This window comes from Psychromonas aquimarina ATCC BAA-1526, assembly GCF_000428725.1.
GTDB lineage: Bacteria > Pseudomonadota > Gammaproteobacteria > Enterobacterales > Psychromonadaceae > Psychromonas > Psychromonas aquimarina.
The window spans coordinates 43,791-60,942 of sequence record NZ_AUAM01000010.1; the positions used below are offsets into that span (position 1 = coordinate 43,791).

The 17,152-nt window shown below is 39.0% G+C and carries 20 protein-coding genes; 6 read left to right on the forward strand and 14 right to left on the reverse strand.

All coding sequences use genetic code 11. The annotated features are described in order from the left end of the window. Positions 1-38: 38 nt before the first annotated feature. The 10 genes from G337_RS0103100 to G337_RS0103145 form a co-directional block, all read right to left on the reverse strand. Positions 39-578, reverse strand: coding sequence for a hypothetical protein (locus G337_RS0103100; RefSeq protein WP_028862581.1), 540 nt, complete (start codon positions 576-578; stop codon positions 39-41). 599 nt (positions 579-1,177) lie between these two features. Beyond that, positions 1,178-2,098, reverse strand: a complete 921-nt coding sequence (locus tag G337_RS27540) for a phosphatidate cytidylyltransferase (RefSeq protein ID WP_051302917.1) — start codon at positions 2,096-2,098, stop codon at positions 1,178-1,180. A gap of 760 nt (positions 2,099-2,858) precedes the next feature. After that, positions 2,859-3,119, reverse strand: coding sequence for a Txe/YoeB family addiction module toxin (locus tag G337_RS0103110; RefSeq protein ID WP_019613501.1), 261 nt, complete (start codon positions 3,117-3,119; stop codon positions 2,859-2,861). Beyond that, the gene (locus G337_RS0103115; RefSeq protein WP_019613502.1) at positions 3,112-3,366 is read right to left on the reverse strand and encodes a type II toxin-antitoxin system Phd/YefM family antitoxin; all 255 of its coding nucleotides are present in this window, start codon (positions 3,364-3,366) and stop codon (positions 3,112-3,114) included. The genes G337_RS0103110 and G337_RS0103115 overlap by 8 nt, the downstream gene beginning before the upstream one ends. Positions 3,367-3,874: 508 nt before the next feature. Further along, entirely contained in the window at positions 3,875-4,642 is a 768-nt protein-coding gene (locus tag G337_RS0103120) for a hypothetical protein (RefSeq protein WP_028862582.1), read from the reverse strand. Then, on the reverse strand, positions 4,642-5,019 hold the full coding sequence (locus tag G337_RS0103125; RefSeq protein ID WP_028862583.1) for a hypothetical protein: 378 nt from the start codon (positions 5,017-5,019) through the stop codon (positions 4,642-4,644). Before G337_RS0103125 ends, G337_RS0103120 begins: the two co-directional genes overlap by 1 nt. Before the next feature lie 516 nt (positions 5,020-5,535). Continuing rightward, on the reverse strand, positions 5,536-6,363 hold the full coding sequence (locus tag G337_RS0103130) for a hypothetical protein (RefSeq protein ID WP_028862584.1): 828 nt from the start codon (positions 6,361-6,363) through the stop codon (positions 5,536-5,538). 118 nt (positions 6,364-6,481) lie between these two features. Next, positions 6,482-7,510: an AlbA family DNA-binding domain-containing protein gene (locus tag G337_RS27545; RefSeq protein WP_051302918.1), complete on the reverse strand. Its 1,029-nt coding sequence runs from the start codon at positions 7,508-7,510 to the stop codon at positions 6,482-6,484. A gap of 220 nt (positions 7,511-7,730) precedes the next feature. Then, positions 7,731-8,102, reverse strand: a complete 372-nt coding sequence (locus tag G337_RS0103140) for an antiterminator Q family protein (protein ID WP_028862585.1) — start codon at positions 8,100-8,102, stop codon at positions 7,731-7,733. Between the two features lie 99 nt (positions 8,103-8,201). Next, positions 8,202-8,759 carry a hypothetical protein gene (locus G337_RS0103145; protein ID WP_028862586.1) on the reverse strand — a complete coding sequence of 186 codons (558 nt, stop codon included), beginning with the start codon at positions 8,757-8,759 and terminating at the stop codon, positions 8,202-8,204. 153 nt (positions 8,760-8,912) lie between these two features. Here G337_RS0103145 and G337_RS0103150 point away from each other — a divergent pair, with 153 nt between their 5' ends. Beyond that, on the forward strand, positions 8,913-9,191 hold the full coding sequence (locus tag G337_RS0103150; RefSeq protein ID WP_157619195.1) for a hypothetical protein: 279 nt from the start codon (positions 8,913-8,915) through the stop codon (positions 9,189-9,191). 10 nt (positions 9,192-9,201) lie between these two features. Beyond that, entirely contained in the window at positions 9,202-9,444 is a 243-nt protein-coding gene (locus tag G337_RS0103155; RefSeq protein ID WP_028862588.1) for a helix-turn-helix transcriptional regulator, read from the forward strand. Positions 9,445-9,617: 173 nt separating this feature from the next. On the opposite strand, the gene G337_RS0103160 is transcribed toward G337_RS0103155, so the two are convergent. The 4 genes from G337_RS0103160 to G337_RS28100 all read right to left on the reverse strand — a co-directional run bounded on the left by G337_RS0103160 (position 9,618) and on the right by G337_RS28100 (position 13,026). Beyond that, the gene (locus G337_RS0103160) at positions 9,618-10,589 is read right to left on the reverse strand and encodes a hypothetical protein (protein ID WP_037027009.1); all 972 of its coding nucleotides are present in this window, start codon (positions 10,587-10,589) and stop codon (positions 9,618-9,620) included. A 137-nt stretch (positions 10,590-10,726) separates the two neighbouring features. Beyond that, positions 10,727-11,668: a DUF1848 domain-containing protein gene (locus tag G337_RS0103165; RefSeq protein ID WP_028862590.1), complete on the reverse strand. Its 942-nt coding sequence runs from the start codon at positions 11,666-11,668 to the stop codon at positions 10,727-10,729. 3 nt (positions 11,669-11,671) lie between these two features. Next, positions 11,672-12,457 carry a hypothetical protein gene (locus G337_RS0103170; RefSeq protein WP_028862591.1) on the reverse strand — a complete coding sequence of 262 codons (786 nt, stop codon included), beginning with the start codon at positions 12,455-12,457 and terminating at the stop codon, positions 11,672-11,674. A gap of 374 nt (positions 12,458-12,831) precedes the next feature. Beyond that, positions 12,832-13,026 carry a hypothetical protein gene (locus tag G337_RS28100; RefSeq protein WP_342665386.1) on the reverse strand — a complete coding sequence of 65 codons (195 nt, stop codon included), beginning with the start codon at positions 13,024-13,026 and terminating at the stop codon, positions 12,832-12,834. A gap of 191 nt (positions 13,027-13,217) precedes the next feature. On the opposite strand from G337_RS28100, the gene sbcB reads away from it, so the two are divergent. The 4 genes from sbcB (at position 13,218) to G337_RS0103195 (ending at position 17,117) form a co-directional block, all read left to right on the forward strand. Beyond that, positions 13,218-14,678 carry an exodeoxyribonuclease I gene (gene sbcB / locus G337_RS0103180; protein WP_051302919.1) on the forward strand — a complete coding sequence of 487 codons (1,461 nt, stop codon included), beginning with the start codon at positions 13,218-13,220 and terminating at the stop codon, positions 14,676-14,678. 60 nt (positions 14,679-14,738) lie between these two features. Continuing rightward, positions 14,739-15,302: a hypothetical protein gene (locus tag G337_RS0103185; protein WP_028862593.1), complete on the forward strand. Its 564-nt coding sequence runs from the start codon at positions 14,739-14,741 to the stop codon at positions 15,300-15,302. 155 nt (positions 15,303-15,457) lie between these two features. Then, entirely contained in the window at positions 15,458-16,423 is a 966-nt protein-coding gene (gene cysK, locus G337_RS0103190; protein WP_028862594.1) for a cysteine synthase A, read from the forward strand. 436 nt (positions 16,424-16,859) lie between these two features. Next, positions 16,860-17,117: an HPr family phosphocarrier protein gene (locus G337_RS0103195; RefSeq protein ID WP_028862595.1), complete on the forward strand. Its 258-nt coding sequence runs from the start codon at positions 16,860-16,862 to the stop codon at positions 17,115-17,117. Positions 17,118-17,152: the final 35 nt, after the last annotated feature.

Sequence of the window (17,152 nt, forward strand, 5' to 3'; positions counted from 1 at the left end):
GTGGCTAATATATGCGCCAATGTGTTGAGTTCGGATTGTTAAAATTTATAAGAAGCTGAAAACATCAAAACTTCAGGAGTTAAATCAGTATTAATACCAAAATTACTGCCTAGAGGGTATACAGTTAACCCTACTCCAGCTATAGGTATTACTCCACTAGAAGAACTAACTGAAGGAGTGAGAGTAGTATATGTATTTTCACCAGACTGGACTCTAATTGAAGTAGTATCATAATAACCAGTTGCAAAACCTACAAACGCTCTTAATGATAAATAGTTATTCACATCATAATCAGGAACATATGTTACAAAGAAGGAAGTATCATCCCAACTGTTCTTACTAACATACACAACACTAATATCCCAAAGTTCAATACCTATTGAGGGATTATTCTCATTAAGGTATTTATGACTAGTCTTTTGGAAATGGTAAGACTTGATGCCTAAAAATAGAGTAGGATCAGCACGACTCCAATCACCAATTTGAAAAACATCAGCATCAAAAACAGAAGCTTGAGTATTCGAATTACTCCCTAAGAAAAGTACACCAGCTAGACTAACTAATTTCAAATTATTCATGGTACAACTCCTCGACTTAATGGTTATTAAAAAGAAGCAGTGGATCACAGAATATAGGAATAGAATAGAGTATAGAAGCAATGTGAGAAACTTACCAAAAAAACATAAATAAAACATCGACTTGAACATAATGTTTTACCTCATAATGATCCAGTTGCGACAGCGAAAATTATGGAGGCAGTAAATGACTGGCCATGGACGCCCCTATTTCAGTCAAAAAACAGTACCAGAGAGCCGCTTTTTAGAGATAGCAATAGGCCTGCACAAAACGATTCTGCGCATGAGTGGTTAATGGTTTTTAGGTGACTGGCCGGGGATCAAGAACTCTCGTTCACGGCTGTAGAGCAAGCTCAATGATTTAATTAACTCAATCACTTTAGGATAAGGCACACCTGGTTGCCTTTGGGGGTTTAAATAACGACAGGATCTCATTTTAGCTTTTGCCTATATAACCTAAATAGTTCGGCTAGCGTCTTACATTCCCGTTTGTATTTTTCTTGTGATGCTCAAAACCTTTAGCAAATGAAATCATGGAGCGAATTAAACGACAGCTCAGGTTATTCTGCAATAACCGGTGAAAAGAAAAGATAAGAAACTCTTTATAAGCTCAGATAATAATAGAAGAAAAGCGGGCTTGATACACACAAACTATCAAGCCTGTCAAGTATCCCGCCATGTCCGGGAAGAATAGAGCTGGTATCTTTAACATTAAAATAACGTTTCAAAGACGACATGAAAAGATCACCACCACAACCACCAACAGCTATGATAAGCGAAGCGACAAAGGACTGGTAAAGAGAAAGAGGTACCAGCATAGGATAAATAGCCACCCCGACAGCAACAGTAGAGATAACTCCACCGACATAACCTTCTAATGTTTTATTCGGGCTCAACACTCGAACCACCTTATGTTTTCCCAGAGCCTTACCCCAAACATACTGAAATGCGTCATTAAGCTCTGTAAGGAGTACAAGGTAAAGAGCAGCCCCGGCTGAAGAGTAATTATCTGCTGGCAGGAGATTAATAACAACAGCGGCATGACCAAGCATAAACCCGCAGATTAGTACGCCAACAGTTAACTTAAAAGAGAACCGCAGGACCTTAGAATACCCAAGAGTGTATTTAACGACCAAAACAATAACACATGGAGTTGCGGCAGCGATTCCCCAAAAGTAATAATAGCTATACTGACTAATTACAAAGTAGTGGGCACAGATAAGTATGAAACAGCATATAATAGGATAATTATTAAGACGAGCTCGGGAAAAATGACAAAACTCACTGAATGCCAACAGCGCAAGAGCACAGAACAAAGCTATATAAATAAACTTTGAGAACGATATTGCGAGAAAGAAAAGAAAAACGAGTATCCACCACGATCTCATACTCGCCAGATGCTTCACTCCTGTTTCGACGGAAAATTTCGGCCGAAGCGATACAATGGCAACAGATCCCGCCAGGAGCGTAACAACAATCCCGGCCATAACATACCCTATTTCAATTGTAAGCATCTGAAACATACAATTAATCCTGATAATACAACAACAAAGAATGATGATATTTCAACATTGTAGCAGTTCCTGATGAATATTTAGAAACCGCATACAATGAGTATATGTGCCTAATAGTATGGATTACCAAGCAGGCACTAGTGATTGTTATATCAGGGAGTTATCGAGCGTGTATTCTGCGTCCCTCACTTTACAGGTTGTGTCGCGACTACCGCACAACGGTAACCGCCTTTGTAGTCACTTTTAGCTGTAACCTTATCTATTGACCAGCTACCCGTCATTTATTTCGGAAAATTATTAGCTAAGGTTAAAAAACCCTCGGCAACCAGAAACGGATCACCGGGCAAATCCATTCTCACACTTGAACCTTGGCGCTTAACTTTAATCAGTTCATCTCTACAGACCTGATTTGCGCTCTCCGCAGACTCATACGGCTGGCGTAACTTCTTAACCGACGCAATGCCGCAGGTAACTTAGTGCTCTTCTCCTGTTGCTTTTGCCGTTATTGTGCGCATCAAAGATCGGCTAAAAAAGCTGTCTCGGCAATGTCACGGTTTTAAAGCAAATATTAGAGACATATAGAATTCCACTAATACCCTGTATTTTTAATGTGATTATTGGGGATTAAGACAAGGGAGAAAAAGGTAATTTGAAGTGCACCAGGAGCAATAACTTACACAGTTAACTTTGGATGGGGGATCTTACCGTCAGCTTAACGGTGAAAAATTGCTGGCTATACTTAGCGATAGAGGAGCAAAGCCAGCGTATTTTAATAATGATATCGACAAGATATTATTGTCAAATGAGCATCAGTAACAGCATAAACTAACCTATTTGTTTCATCGATACGACGAGACCAAAAACCAGATAAGTTCTCTTTTAATGCTTCTGGTTTGCCGATTCCTTCAAATGGAGAGCGTTTCGTATCGCTTATTAGTTTGTTAATTCTCTTTAACGTTTTTTTATCCTGCCCTTGCCAATAAACATAATCTTTCCATGCTTCATCAGTCCACGCAAGCAGCCTAGTCATTTGGAATTTCTCTCTCAGTAATTTTACCTAATTGAAATTGTTCGATTGACTTTGATAAGTGCACAGCATTAGCTGGCGATTTTAATAAATGAACAGTTTCCATCAAGCTATTGTAATGTTCCATAGACATTACAACTGCGTCTTCGGCATCTCGACGAGTAATTACAGTACAGTCAACATCATCAACAACATGATCTAAAACTGATTTAAGCCCATTTCGTGCTTCCGTGAATGATACAATACGCATATAAGCCACCTATCTAGTTGTACAATTAATAAGACAAGTCTAACTAATAAGCATAACATGTGCAATATTATGTACAACTTAACAAGTGGGAGAAAACTAACTCGCCCCCTATATAATATTCATCCCTTTTACCGCCAAAGATGTTCCCCTATGATAAATATCTTAAATCGCTGTAGCGCTTGCAGTTATTGGGTGCATCAAACATCAGCTTAAAAAGCTGTCTCGGAAATATCACGGTTTGAACAAAGGCGCTAAACAAAACATTAACATACCGTTGAAGGTGAGGAATCAATACTAATATGAAACAGAAAATCAGTGAAAATTTTAACTGACAATAGGTTAAGGGATAAACTCGTCCGCAGGAAATAGGTCCTAAATAAATGAGCTGTTTCACCGTAAAAGAAAATCAATATATTTGTTTATAAAGCCCCTCATTAACGCACTCAGGGCTTGTTCAACAATAGGATAGATCGTGATCCGCGCAGAGCGCACGATCTATCCTTATTCGTTATATTTCCTTTACCCCAAATGTTGGGCCATGGAGGTCTTTTGACAATACATTTGTCACCCCAGCTCTTATGCCTTTTTTCAATATAGCTAAATTATTTTTTTCTAGTTCCTTCAAATCTCCGCCTAACTGATATTGCTCAACAGCAATACCAGAGTAATTCCATATTACCTTTTTGTTTTTAAGGTCAATTATCCTCAATTGAGAAGGCATTATGATTTGAACAATGCCGTAGCCTATTGCATTTCCGTATATCTCCGGAGATAAATATTCAAAAAGAAAATCTACTCCATTGTTTAAAAGACTTATTCGTAAATTTTCAAATTCATTATATGTTGGGTACTTTGAAAAATAACTGCTAGATGGCTGTAGCTTTGTTTCAGGTGTTTCCGGAATTTCAATAGAGTTAGAGTCATAATCTTTGTTTAGCCCTGCTACATAATCTCTTAACAACTCATCATCCGTGCCTGTATTCGAAATTTTCAGTGAATTAATACCTAGTGATGATACTGACTCATCGACCAAATTCAATATATCTGTTTTTGAATCCCAAATACCACTTAGATCCATAGAAGATGTTTTTGTCTCTAGCCATAAAACTCTATACAAAGTTTCTGTATAGTGGATTCTTTCATTAGCAATAAAAAAATTAGTGGCGACTTTACTTGTTTGCATGTTTGCTAAGTCGGTTTCCTCAATCTGACTTGTACTCACACAGCCTGTTATGAATAATACAAACAGGATTATTAAGGTATTTGCTACTTTCATTATTTACTTTCCATAGGTTTAATAGTATTGATTAATATGTTTTCATTATTAAAGACACAGACGAGGATAGGTTTAAAATCAATGTTAGTAGACGGACCTATGTCAGTATAAAAAACTTGGTATATATTTGCAGACATTTGATTTGCTCCTACTGGAAGAGGAATAAACAGATCACTTCTTAATGGTCTACCTGAATACAACCAATATTCATTCCCGTCTCTTCGTTCTACTTTATTAGGTAAACCAATTTGGTCAACCACGTCCATTTTTACAGCTTCACCAACAACTAATTTGACGTTATTAATTTCTGATACACGTTCTATAGACGAACATCCTGTTAGTGTTATGAATAAGATAATGCTGAGAAAAGATCTCAATTTGCCCTCCTTAAAAATATAACCGCTTTATACGACAAAATGCCGTATTTCCAGTGGAAAAACGGCATTCGATTATTAATTGAAATATGAGGTCATATTACTTGATTTAAGGCACACACCAACACGCCAGAATAAAAAGTCAAATACAAATCACAAGAAAGAACAACAAAAAACACTGGCAGTATGTAAAAATACCGACTTATTATAAAAAGCCAGATAAAACAACCTACGCTCTATACGAATTAGCATTTATAATGCCCGTCCATTTTTATCGTTAAATATCTTCCTCTATGATAAATATTTAAAAACTCTCTAAGCCTTGGTGTGATTGGGTTTGTTCTACATTCGCAAAAAAAGCTATCTCGATAATGTCACGGTTTTGAAGTTAATCAGCTTTGAAGAGCAACTATTGTTGCTTTGCCTAAAAAACAAAAGGCAAGACACGTCCCAATTCATACTCATGTAGGGTAATCGGCGAGCTTCAGCGAGTCCGTGTTGACCCGTTTGTTATGCAAATCATTCTTTTTTGCAATATAGTAGTGCTACATTTTTAGGTCTATTTTCGATTTCACCAACAGAGTTAGTCTTGGCAGCTTTAGTCCAACCAGCAGGTCCTTGGCTGTCACTAAAATCATATCGAGTACCACTGGGTGAAGGAAGTCCATCTTCTATTCCATATCTTGATATTATATGAGCCGGATAACCTCCATGATGATGGTGCACTTTAATAGCATCACTTTGTAAACTACCTACTAATCTTGCTCCAGCAGGATCAATAGAGCTTCCAGATTTATCAATACCACGTATAAACCGACCATATGCCTGAACATATTCGCTCCACCCTTCTGGGCATGTTTGTCTTTCAAATGCGAGCACACTCCCCTTTGGTATCGAAACTCTTGATAAGATGGTTTCTTGATTAAGCAGATCTAATTTCTCTATTTCTACTTTCAATGTCTTTCTTAGTGCATCATCAGCGAAATCTGAACCAATTTCCTCGCTAACTTTTGTTACAAGTTCTTTTATTGTTTTAACAATTTCAGGTGAAGTAGCTTGTTGTTGAACAGAATCTTGAATTTTACTTATAAGTTCATTTCTTACCTTTTTGTCAATGCTGTATTCCAGCATTTTGGCATCAACTAGACTATCCATTCTTTTTTCAAGCTTATCCATAGAATTTCCGAACAAGAAACTGAAAACAATACCAGCAGCTGTAAAAATAATTCCAACTGCCCAAGTTAATTGTTTGAAATGTGACTGGAGAAAGTCTCGATACTTAGTTTCTTCAGAAGCTAAAACTCTTCTTACTTCTAACTCTACTTGATCTTTGTCCATTGGTTCCATTTACAGATTCCTTATTTGAAATAGATTGTTTTTCTGCTTGTTCATTACATAACGCAGCCAGCAGGGATCGAAAAACCAGAACGAAAGAGCATTTTTGGGCCCTCTCAAAGATGGCTTGTTATGCCCTACCATCTTTGAGGATTGCAGTAGCAATTTCATGCTCTTCATTTTCAGAAAACGAATTATTAAGGGCCTTTTCAGCAAATAGCTCATATTTTTTCTGGATCATTTCAAACGATGTATCGATCTTGAATTGATATTGCCTAGTATTCGATGCTCCAACAGAGCCAGATATAACCAACTCTCTATCAAAAGGAGGTGCTAAAGAAATATGGACAATAAAAGGCTGCAAATTTGCCCCGGGAGGTAATCTAACTTCTGGTTTGGTGATAGCGCTTAATTGGCGGTCAAATTCCCACATGCCTGTCCAGTTTTCTCTATCAGGTGTTTCAAACTCTACCTGACAGTTATCACCTGGCAATTGCTCCAATAGGCAAATCGCAAACAAATCTTGTGCAATGCCAGGCCCTTCATTATGCAACATGGTTCCAAATGAAACTTTTAACTCACCTAAGTTCATAGTCGGTTTCGGCAAAATAAAATGATGAAACACGTGTGGTTGTGGTCTTCGCCCAAACATTCCAGCTAAAACATCATGGGGAGCAGGAACAAAATCAGAGCCCGCCCTAATATAATACTGCTTCTTCTGTACCATTTGATGAGGCGTAGAATTACTCTTAGGTATTAATGTAACGACATACCCAGCACCAGCTTCAGTTTCAATCGCGTATTGCTCTACCCCTGAATGTGGAGGAATAGTGCAACCAGACACGACTCCCTCCAATAGGCTTAAAAATTTCTTAGGATCTTCCAGAGGGACAAGCGTGTGCGCTACATCTGCACCGGTATTATTATTTGAGCAATCTACTCCCCAAACAACAACCCCACCTTCCGAGTTACCAAAACCAGAAACACACTTTGAAAAATTATTTCGATCATTATTATGAAGCTTACGCCCTGCGCCGTTATCTGCAGATCTCTTGAAATCTAAAAAAAGCTCTTCCGACGCCCTGTCTTCGACAAAGGACTCTATGGCCTCCAATCCTTGATCTTTTATTCTGTTAAATATATCTCTACAGCGTTCCATTGTGCTTCCTCTCACCCTCGTGAGGCATAACAGCTTTATAGACGGCACTATGCACGAAAACACTTGTCACCTATCTACATTTAATCAATAACTATCAACAACAATAGACCATAATAAGTTTACGGCTATTACACTCTATTACACGCTCTCGATAAGGGACAAAGATGGGAGACTCAGAACACTACGCTCTATTAAATCAAAATGTAGTGATCGCTCACCACTAAGCCACCTCTCTCATAAACAAACATGCATCTACCCAGGCGGTGGCGGCTTTTACTAATACATCGACGCGTTTACGGTTTACCTTCTGCTCGGTGCCGGCGGAGAGTACCCGGGCAACATGAGATGCGTTACCGTTGCTGAAATAAAAAAGCACCAGGGCTTTGGCCATTTCCCGATCGCGTATTTTCAGCTTGGCGATTATCGAATCAATCAGCATCGCTTCTTCTTCGCTGAACAGTAAATCGGGCTTCTTCACTTCTGAAAGAACGTCCTGAAACATCGGGCTGGTAAAGCCGACTGGAGCACCACTGCCCTGCTTGGCCCATCTCGCCCACTGAGATAATAACCATCCCGTATTATTTGAAATCAACTGGCCCCTACTTCAGAAAGTCTTGGCTTTGGGTGAGTTTTAAAAATAAAGCCCGAGTTCATCACCCCGCGATGTGTCATTAAAATCATCAATGCCGTATCAGAAAGCGGCAGGTGATGCGCCGTTTTGGTTTTGGTGTTTTCCGCAGGGATAATTCTGTAGCTGTTTGGACAACATCGGCACCGCATTGGACTGCAGCGCACAGCCTTTGGGTAAAATCTTCGCATCGGTAAAATTAGAAAACTTAATCTCAGCAATCGGATTAAACGCAATCAGTTTCAGGGTTCGCGCCTGTTTGCACGCCTTTTTCAACACAGACAAAATCAAACGCACCGTCGACAGTTCATATTGTTCCTGCAACGGCCAGATGAGCAGTTCATCAAGCAGCGCATGATCTAACTCTTCAATCAGCACATGTCCAAGGCGCGGCTGCAGATGCACTTTCAACACAGACTTAATCGAACGTTTACGCTTAAGCGATAAAAAACGATTCACAAGCACTCGGTTTTCATACCAGGTTAATAGATCCGCCACACAGTCCCATTCCGGTAAAACCACACTCGCATGAGGCATCAGCGCATATTGCGCCAACACATCAGGGAAGAATTTCAGCACACTGGCGGTTTTAACGGCCGGATAATTGCCCAGTTTTTCCACGAAGACTTACCGTTCTGGTGAAGTACCAAAAACCATGAACCACGCGCCTCGGATTTAAAACGAAATCTAAGCTCAGGATGGCGGGCATCACGCAGCGTTCCCACATCTGTATCACCGGCATAACGTTTAATCAACGCATCCGAAATTTTAACTGTGAGTGTTTTACTCATAGAAATGGAAGAATTTGAATCAACTCTAATCACTGGCTGGCAGCCGGCTAAAAACGCACCGAAAGACAGCATTATCACTGCTTGCTTTGATGACTGTCCGATACCTGTTTCTGCAACATGGAATGAGCCCAAACAGCAATGGGTATTTTCCCTGGTTGACGTAGACCTGTATCAGGGCAAACGTAACGACACTTTTTTTAAAACTGAATACGAATGTGCCAATGCGCTTAAAGCGTGGATGCCGTTACCAGAAATAGCTTAAGGAGAATAAAATGACTGCAGCAATAGATACAACAGATGAATTCGGACTAGAGCGCCTTATTAACGTAAATGAAATCAGCAAATTGCTGGGCGTTGGGCGCACCTATTTCAGCCAGAAGATAGTACCAAACACCAACTTTTTAGAGATAGCCCCGCCAGTTCGCCTTTACGGCAACGGCGCACCAAAATACCAGTTAAAAGATGTTTTGAAGTTTATTGAAAGCAGGAAGAACCAAGCAACGTCAGCAGATTAGCACGTTCAAGAATCAAGCTTTTGCCTTTTTATCTAAAAGGCAAAACGCAAGATTTGACCCAGCCCCCCTTAGCAATCAATCAAAAAGGTATGGGTGTCCAGCTCTTTTGGTGCCCCTATTTATTCCAGTAGCTTAGAGTCTGGTTTCATTTAAAGCGCCCTAAAAGACGTGATTCATTCGACATGTATATATAGTCCAATGCCATTATCACTCTGAGTCCGCTCCAAGGTTAGACCGAAAACTTTAAACATACTATCAATCACTTTTACTATCTCATCGAATGCGTCGTAGCTTTCAATAAACCCTTGCTCATATGACTCTGTAACAACTTTAAAACTAATTCCCAATTGCTGGAGCGTATCTGATAACTGACTTTCCTTAAGACTCTTAGTTATTTCGGGAAAGCTGCTTTCTAAGTCGATTCCGAAAGCATCAACATATCCGAAGGCGTATGCATATGAGTTGGAAATAAGCTTAATTCTATCTTTTACAGCTATGTACATTTCATCAAGAAGAATTAAGCGATACTGATACTTACGAACCAAAGACTCGATTTCATTTGGGACTTCCTTGATTATCGTATCTAGTTGTTCGAGAAATAGGTCGACTGTTTCTTCAGGAGCTGACGACGCCGATTTCAGATTAGCTAGATACTCTGACCAAGATCTTGTAGCTGACATTAATAGAGCATCATCATAAGCATCAATTAAAAGAGAAGCGTCTAATTGCGCTAAAACGTTCTTCTCGTGAATATGGATCAACTCATGATGAATTCGGTGTAAAACAACAGATATGTTGTCTTCTCTAATTTCACACCTACCGTCATTATTGAACCACTCGAAGAAAAAATCAATACCGAGTACAAGCGTAAACTCTTCACGAGCCCCTTTCGTTACTAACTGCGCTATAGCTATCGCTTGTTTTGAGTCAGTAAATGAAGAAGGTGATATATGACCGTATCCCTCAGTCACTTTCTTTAGCGCACTTGCAAAATCGAAAGAGATCAAGATTATCTTTAAACCAGTTAAATCAAGTTGATGCTGCTTATGTAAAGCTCGAATAGCACTCATCACGGCATTACCCAAAGAATTTGCATCCGTTTCACTAGCAAAGTCTTCAAGCGAAATAGTAAGATCTTGTTCCATCGCATTTTCCTCAAAAAACCTATCGCTTACAACAATGGCGTGCAGGCTTGGCTGTATTTTTGCGGATTTTCTTTTACAAAAATAGCGCCACGACTGCAACGTCCGTTTGCTTGTACTTGTTACAGCTTTTTTAAATATTAAAATAATGTTTGCTGAATAATAGGTTTTAAAAGAAGGTTCTTGTCGACGCCATCTGCATTTCCAACCAAGAAAGGACTTTCAGGATCATGGTTCAATTGATTTTTTTTAACCATATTTTCACTAAATGTCGCATAACAGTATGAACAACCATGTAAACAAGTATTGTATTGCCCTATATCAATACTCTTAATACAACCACATGCTTCCCTTTGACCAGGATCTTTTACAGAAGAAAAATCTAAATTAAATAATTCTTTAAGTAGCTTTTCATCAATACATTTACCTTTTTTTATACCTATGCTTTCTAAATTAAGATCCTCTGCACAAGTAGAAATTTCCATACCATTTTTAGCTGCAACCTCTTCCATATAACGACTTAAATCTTTCAACTCATCTGTTTTAGTTAAAATATCATAGTATTCTAAATCAGTTACAGCATTCAAATTTCGCTCTGTTTTTTGATATAAGTCAGCAAAGCTAATCACAACTTTTTCTGTTTTTCCTGATAGCATTTGTGCAATTTTATTAAAAAGCCTTTTATGCTCATTGAGGGAAGTGACGTTAGATAATAAAATAGGGTCATATCGCCAAATTACTTTATCTTTTCCAATCAAGTCACTTAGTTCCGTAAACGTCTTAATTGCTTTATAAGGACTAGGCAAATGTTTTTCAATTGGTTTTGAGTACCCTGTAATTGTGTATTGGAAATAATATTTATAATTTAAACGGTCTAACTCTGGCAGATGTTTTATCAATTTTTCAGGGTTTCTAGTCCAAAAAACAATAGCATCAACATCAGAAGGTAAAAGTGAGACCCTTTTAATCTGGTTAGCGTTATATGGATTTCTTGTTAATAAAAAACCATCTCTAATGCGATTCATAAACCAGCGATGATAAAACGCGGGAATATCTGTTCTTCGGCTAGCGCTTATTATCACAAATCACTTCCTATACTCAAAAACAACAGTTTGCCCTGTTGAAGTCAACGGTTCAATAGCAAGCATGGGAGGAATTGGAAAAACCATTTCATTTTCATTTATTTGCAACCAGTTATACCCTGGGTAACCTTCGAAGTAATACTGGTTAAAATTTGGCAAATATTTACTTACTGAGCTATGGAATTGGTCTCTTCCCATTTTATTAGTATTAATATCTATAAAAACAATTAAAGCACCAGCTTTTAGTGTTTGTTTAACAGCGTTTTCTAAATTAAGCAGAAAAACAGGGCCGTTACCGTTTTTATAGAGTGTAGAGAATACTTTAGATATAAATACAACATCAGTATTTGAAAGATCAAATGGGATAGTTAAATCCGATAAAGGATAAGTACAATTATCGTCATTAGGACGAGCTAGATTCCAGCACTCACCACTATCCAGACCGACATAATTTATTTGAGTTTGAATATTCTGATTTTGGAAATATTGCTTTAAAGCATAATAATCAGGGGAAAAACCACACCCGAGAGACTTAACATTGAGAGATTTAGATAAATCAAATTTATTTTTAAATTTTGAAAATGATAAATAATGATAAATTTCGCTCGCATATGCAAGGCCAAACCTAAGTACATATGTATTCATTTTTTTGTTACAGTTATATGTATCTGCTCTGTTGTAATAATCATCTTTCAAAGAGGAAAGACAGTTACATGCCGTTCCATCAGTTTTGCAACATTGATAATTTGGTAATGCTTCATTACATTGATTTAATGCTCTAGTTAACATTTAAACTCCATATTTATCTTGATGAAATAGTATAAATTTGCGATAGCTCTAACAGCTTTATATACGTCAGAGTGACGCGATTGTTCCGTTGTATATATTAATGCCCCACAACATCACAACAACCACAAAGTCAAAGACTTAGTAATGTTTAAAGCAGAGTAGTGCGTCGACCAGTGCGTCACTATGGAAGAAGCAATACATCCAAACCCATATCCTTTTAAAAGGTATGGTTAATTGCGAGATACTATACGAAATAGAAAATAAAAAATATTACACCCCATTACATCATCACTGAAAAATCATTAGGTTATAAAAAAGGCAGGTGCGAGGTAAGAAGCTTACCTCTGAAAATGATGACTATATATAGAAGGGATTTAAAGCAGTTCTTTTTCCAGCAACTGCCAGTACAACTCATATCCAACCAGCTGCTCATCAAGCCAGTCGTGCTTATTGTAGATTGCCATTATTCCACCGAGTTCATGACCAAGCATTTTTTCAGTTACATGGGGCATGATGTCGTTTTTACTTAAGCGGGTGACAATAGTGTGTCTAAAATCGTCAGGATCCAAACTGTCGACTTGAAACCAAACTTATCAACCCAAAGCTTCTCTAAGCTCAGTATTACGCGAATGTAGCAAAATACTGAGCATCAATACCCTCAAGCCACGCACGTCTCAGCTTAATCACTTGCTCTCAAGCATTACTTAGCTTAACCTCTTGATATTAATTCAATACAAACACAGTAACTACAAGGCATGAAATGGGTAACTCTTCACAAGAAACAACAATAAAAAAAGTAAGCAATGAGCCCACCTTATACTGGCACGATTATGAAACATTCGGACTTAATCCGGGTGCGGACCGCCCTTCGCAGTTTGCCGGTATCCGTACAGATCTGGATTTAAACGTCGTATCTAAAGCCGATGAATGGTTCTGCCGTGCACCGAGTGATTACCTGCCCAGCCCGGAAGCCTGTTTAATAACCGGTATAACACCGCAGCAGACTCTGCAGCATGGTGTGCCGGAAAACCAGTTTATCGACCTTATTAACCAGGAGTTCAGTAAAAAAAATACCTGTGTGGTGGGTTATAACAACATCCGCTTCGATGATGAAGTGACACGCTTTACCTTATATAGAAACTTTCAGGACCCCTATCAGCGCGAATGGAAAAACGGCTGTTCACGCTGGGATATTATCGATCTGGTACGCACCTGTTACGCATTACGTCCGGAAGGCATCAACTGGCCGGTAGATGATAATGATGTACCGTCATTCCGTTTAGAGTTATTAACCAAAGAAAACGGCCTGGCTCATACACAGGCCCATGATGCTATGTCTGATGTTTATGCGACGATTGCTATCGCCAAACTGATCAAAGACACTCATCCGAAACTTTATGACTACTGTTTTAATCTGCGCAAAAAACATAATGTATTAAATGAGTTAAAACTTGGCAGTATGGCGCCCGTTGTTCATATTTCCGGTATGTTTCCGGCACTGCAGGGCTGTGCTTCCTATGTACTGCCTGTCTGTGAGCATCCTTTTAATAAAAATGCCGTGATCGTGGTTGATCTCAATAAAGACTTAACGAATTTAGCTTCGCTGAGCGTTGAAGAGATCCGCCATTATATGTATACGCCAACGGCTGATTTACCAGAAGGAATAAACCGGCCTGCACTGAAGTTAATCCACATAAATAAGTGCCCTATTGTCGCACCTGCAAAAACATTAACAGAAACTCGAGCTGATGAGTTAGGTATAGACCGTCAGCAGTGCCGCTTATCTTTAGACTTTATCAAGCAAAATACTGAGATTGCAGAGAAGCTGCAGAAGGTCTTTGCCGATGAACCGCCGAGTGCTGCAGACAAGACGCCGGAAGAGATGTTATACGCCGGTGGCTTCTTTTCTGGACATGACAAAGCACTTATAAATCAGGTGCATAAAAGTAGTTTTGAAGAATTAAGCAAAAGCACTTTTGAATTCGAAGATGTACGTTTGGCGGCGCTGCTATGGCATTATCGAGCTCGAAATGCACCGCAGTCTTTAACCATAGAAGAGCAGGAGCAATGGCAGAGACAGTGTCAGGCGTATTTACTGGAGCATAGTCAGTCTTACAGTGAAAAGCTCGATGCGCTTGCTCTAGAGCATCAGAGTAATCCGGCAAAATTAGAGCTGCTTAAACAGCTTTATAATTATCTTTATTATTTAAGCTGTAATTAAGTCATTAACGGGGCTATATTATTACAGTGTTTTTCAACAGTTTTACATGGAGGTAAAATCATGTTGAGGTCAATAATAATTTTAGCCGCGTTTGCTTCCTGCAGTTGTTTCGCAGTTAATGTGCCGTCGAACCTGCTCCAAGTTCAATATCAGAAATCGGTAAAACAGCAGGCAGAGCCGGATGAATTTAATTTCAGCTCTGTCTCGCAGATACCAGAAGCCACTTATAACTACTTGAACGGAATATTTACCTCATTTTCACAAGTATTTTCGTTAAATACTCCCATTACCAACAGTACCTTTGAAGATAACTCCTATTATGAGCTGATATCCGTGCCGTTAATTGCACCTAATAATGACAATATCCAGCTGGAATTTTTCAGTAATTTTTCAAACCCTTCCACCGCTTACCTCAGTAACCTGTCATCAGATCATGCTATGTCCGACTATATGTCTAATACGCAGCACAACAGCTTCTATGGCAGTGAGGTAGATGTAGGGTTTGGTGCAGGATTAAGTTTTAATACCAGCCCGAGCAGTAAAATAAAAATTATTATCTCCAATGAAGAGATCCCGGGCTATGGAGACAGTAAGGCGTTAATCGGTTTTGAATCAAAATTCTAGTTATCTGCTGCAGTCTGTTTAAGGCTGCAGCCCTTCCACTGCAAAGTTATCGCTAAAACCCATATAGTATAACAAAATTTTATTTCCCCTATTTTCTACTTCAGCTATTCTTAGTCCTACAACTTTCAATAACATACAAAAGGTTAGGAAATACGATGACTAAAATTTTTAGTGATAATTCACAAACTATTGGTAACACTCCTCTTGTTCGTTTAAATAACGTAACAACCGGTAATGTATTCGCTAAAGTGGAAAGCCGTAACCCAAGCTTTAGTGTTAAATGTCGTATCGGCGCGAATATGATCTGGGACGCTGAAAAGAAAGGTACTCTTACAAAAGAAAAAGAACTGGTTGAACCGACAAGCGGGAATACCGGTATTGCTCTGGCATTTGTTGCCGCCGCCCGCGGTTACAAAATTACCCTGACTATGCCGAATACCATGAGTGTTGAGCGTCGTAAGCTGCTTAAAGCCCTAGGTGCAAACTTAGTGTTAACCGACGGCGCATTAAGTATGAAAGGTGCCATCAATAAAGCGCAGGAGCTGGCAGATACAGAGCCGAATAAATTTGTGCTTCTGCAGCAGTTTGACAACCCTGCCAACCCGGAGATTCATGAGAAAACAACCGGTCCTGAAATCTGGAATGATACTGACGGCCAGATTGATGCATTTGTTGCCGGTGTGGGTACCGGCGGTACAATCACAGGTGTCAGCCGCTACATTAAACAAACTCAGGGTAAAGCTATTCTAAGTGTTGCCGTAGAGCCGGAAGATTCACCGGTTATCACACAGACATTAGCCGGCGAAGAGATAAAACCAGGACCACATAAGATCCAGGGGATCGGTGCCGGTTTCATTCCGAAAAACTTAGACATCTCATTAGTGGACCGTGCGGCTTTAGTCAGCAATGATGATGCCATTGAAATGGCACGCCGTTTAATGGAAGAAGAAGGTATTCTGGCAGGTATTTCATCGGGGGCGGCCGTTGTTGCAGCCGCACGTTTAGCTGAAGAGCCTGAATACAAAGATAAAAACATTGTTGTTATTCTGCCGAGTTCGGGAGAACGTTACCTTTCAACCGCACTGTTTGCAGGGGTTTTTGAAGGTGAAAATTTCGCCTGATTAAAGTGCTGATTTGAAAAGAAGGTGCCTGGTGCACCTTCTTTTTTAGCAGTTAAAAATCATTCAACTGCACTAAAAAGATAACATCAGTATTTATTAGTTACCTTTTGTTACCTTTCTTACCTTTCGTTACCTTTTTTTAAGCTTTTAAAGCAAAAATACATTGACCTAGTCTCACTAATTAAGGATTATTCAGTCACATTTATTTAAATGTAGCGATAAAAGCCCTGTTAAAAATCTTTTTTTACAGGGAGAAAAAAGTATGGCAAAATGTGACTTGTCGCAAAAAACATGACCTGCGTCAAACTCATACAGGCATTTTTTCGTTACTTTGTAATCGCAAAACAAAAATTATTCGTTATTACGTTGCTATGGTTTATTTCTTAATCACTGCAATAAAAATACCCATAAACTTCTCATAAATGAAGGTGTTTCCATGTATCAAAAAACAGTAACTATCACTGCGCCTAACGGCCTACATACTCGTCCAGCAGCACAATTTGTAAAAGAAGCTAAATCTTTTGCATCTGACATTTCTGTTGAAGTCGGTGGTAAATCTGCAAGTGCAAAAAGCCTGTTCAAGCTGCAAACTTTAGGTTTAACTCAAGGTACATCTGTAAATATCAAAGGTGAAGGCGCTGATGAACAAAAAGCAGTTGATACGCTAGTAGAACTTATGGCTACACTTGTATAGTTCAAAATACGTATTATTTAGTTTTTAATCAGCAC

Coding starts and splice junctions, on each gene's coding strand:
- G337_RS0103185 (WP_028862593.1), top strand. CDS start 14,739: ATGTTGAGGTCAATAATAATTTTAGCCGCGTTTGCTTCCTGCAGTTGT.
- G337_RS0103170 (WP_028862591.1), bottom strand. CDS start 12,457: ATGTTAACTAGAGCATTAAATCAATGTAATGAAGCATTACCAAATTAT.
- G337_RS27540 (WP_051302917.1), bottom strand. CDS start 2,098: ATGTTTCAGATGCTTACAATTGAAATAGGGTATGTTATGGCCGGGATT.
- G337_RS0103195 (WP_028862595.1), top strand. CDS start 16,860: ATGTATCAAAAAACAGTAACTATCACTGCGCCTAACGGCCTACATACT.
- cysK (WP_028862594.1), top strand. CDS start 15,458: ATGACTAAAATTTTTAGTGATAATTCACAAACTATTGGTAACACTCCT.
- G337_RS0103115 (WP_019613502.1), bottom strand. CDS start 3,366: ATGCGTATTGTATCATTCACGGAAGCACGAAATGGGCTTAAATCAGTT.
- G337_RS27545 (WP_051302918.1), bottom strand. CDS start 7,510: ATGGAACGCTGTAGAGATATATTTAACAGAATAAAAGATCAAGGATTG.
- G337_RS0103120 (WP_028862582.1), bottom strand. CDS start 4,642: ATGAAAGTAGCAAATACCTTAATAATCCTGTTTGTATTATTCATAACA.
- sbcB (WP_051302919.1), top strand. CDS start 13,218: ATGGGTAACTCTTCACAAGAAACAACAATAAAAAAAGTAAGCAATGAG.
- G337_RS0103110 (WP_019613501.1), bottom strand. CDS start 3,119: ATGACTAGGCTGCTTGCGTGGACTGATGAAGCATGGAAAGATTATGTT.
- G337_RS0103130 (WP_028862584.1), bottom strand. CDS start 6,363: ATGGAACCAATGGACAAAGATCAAGTAGAGTTAGAAGTAAGAAGAGTT.
- G337_RS0103160 (WP_037027009.1), bottom strand. CDS start 10,589: ATGGAACAAGATCTTACTATTTCGCTTGAAGACTTTGCTAGTGAAACG.
- G337_RS0103100 (WP_028862581.1), bottom strand. CDS start 578: ATGAATAATTTGAAATTAGTTAGTCTAGCTGGTGTACTTTTCTTAGGG.
- G337_RS0103155 (WP_028862588.1), top strand. CDS start 9,202: ATGACTGCAGCAATAGATACAACAGATGAATTCGGACTAGAGCGCCTT.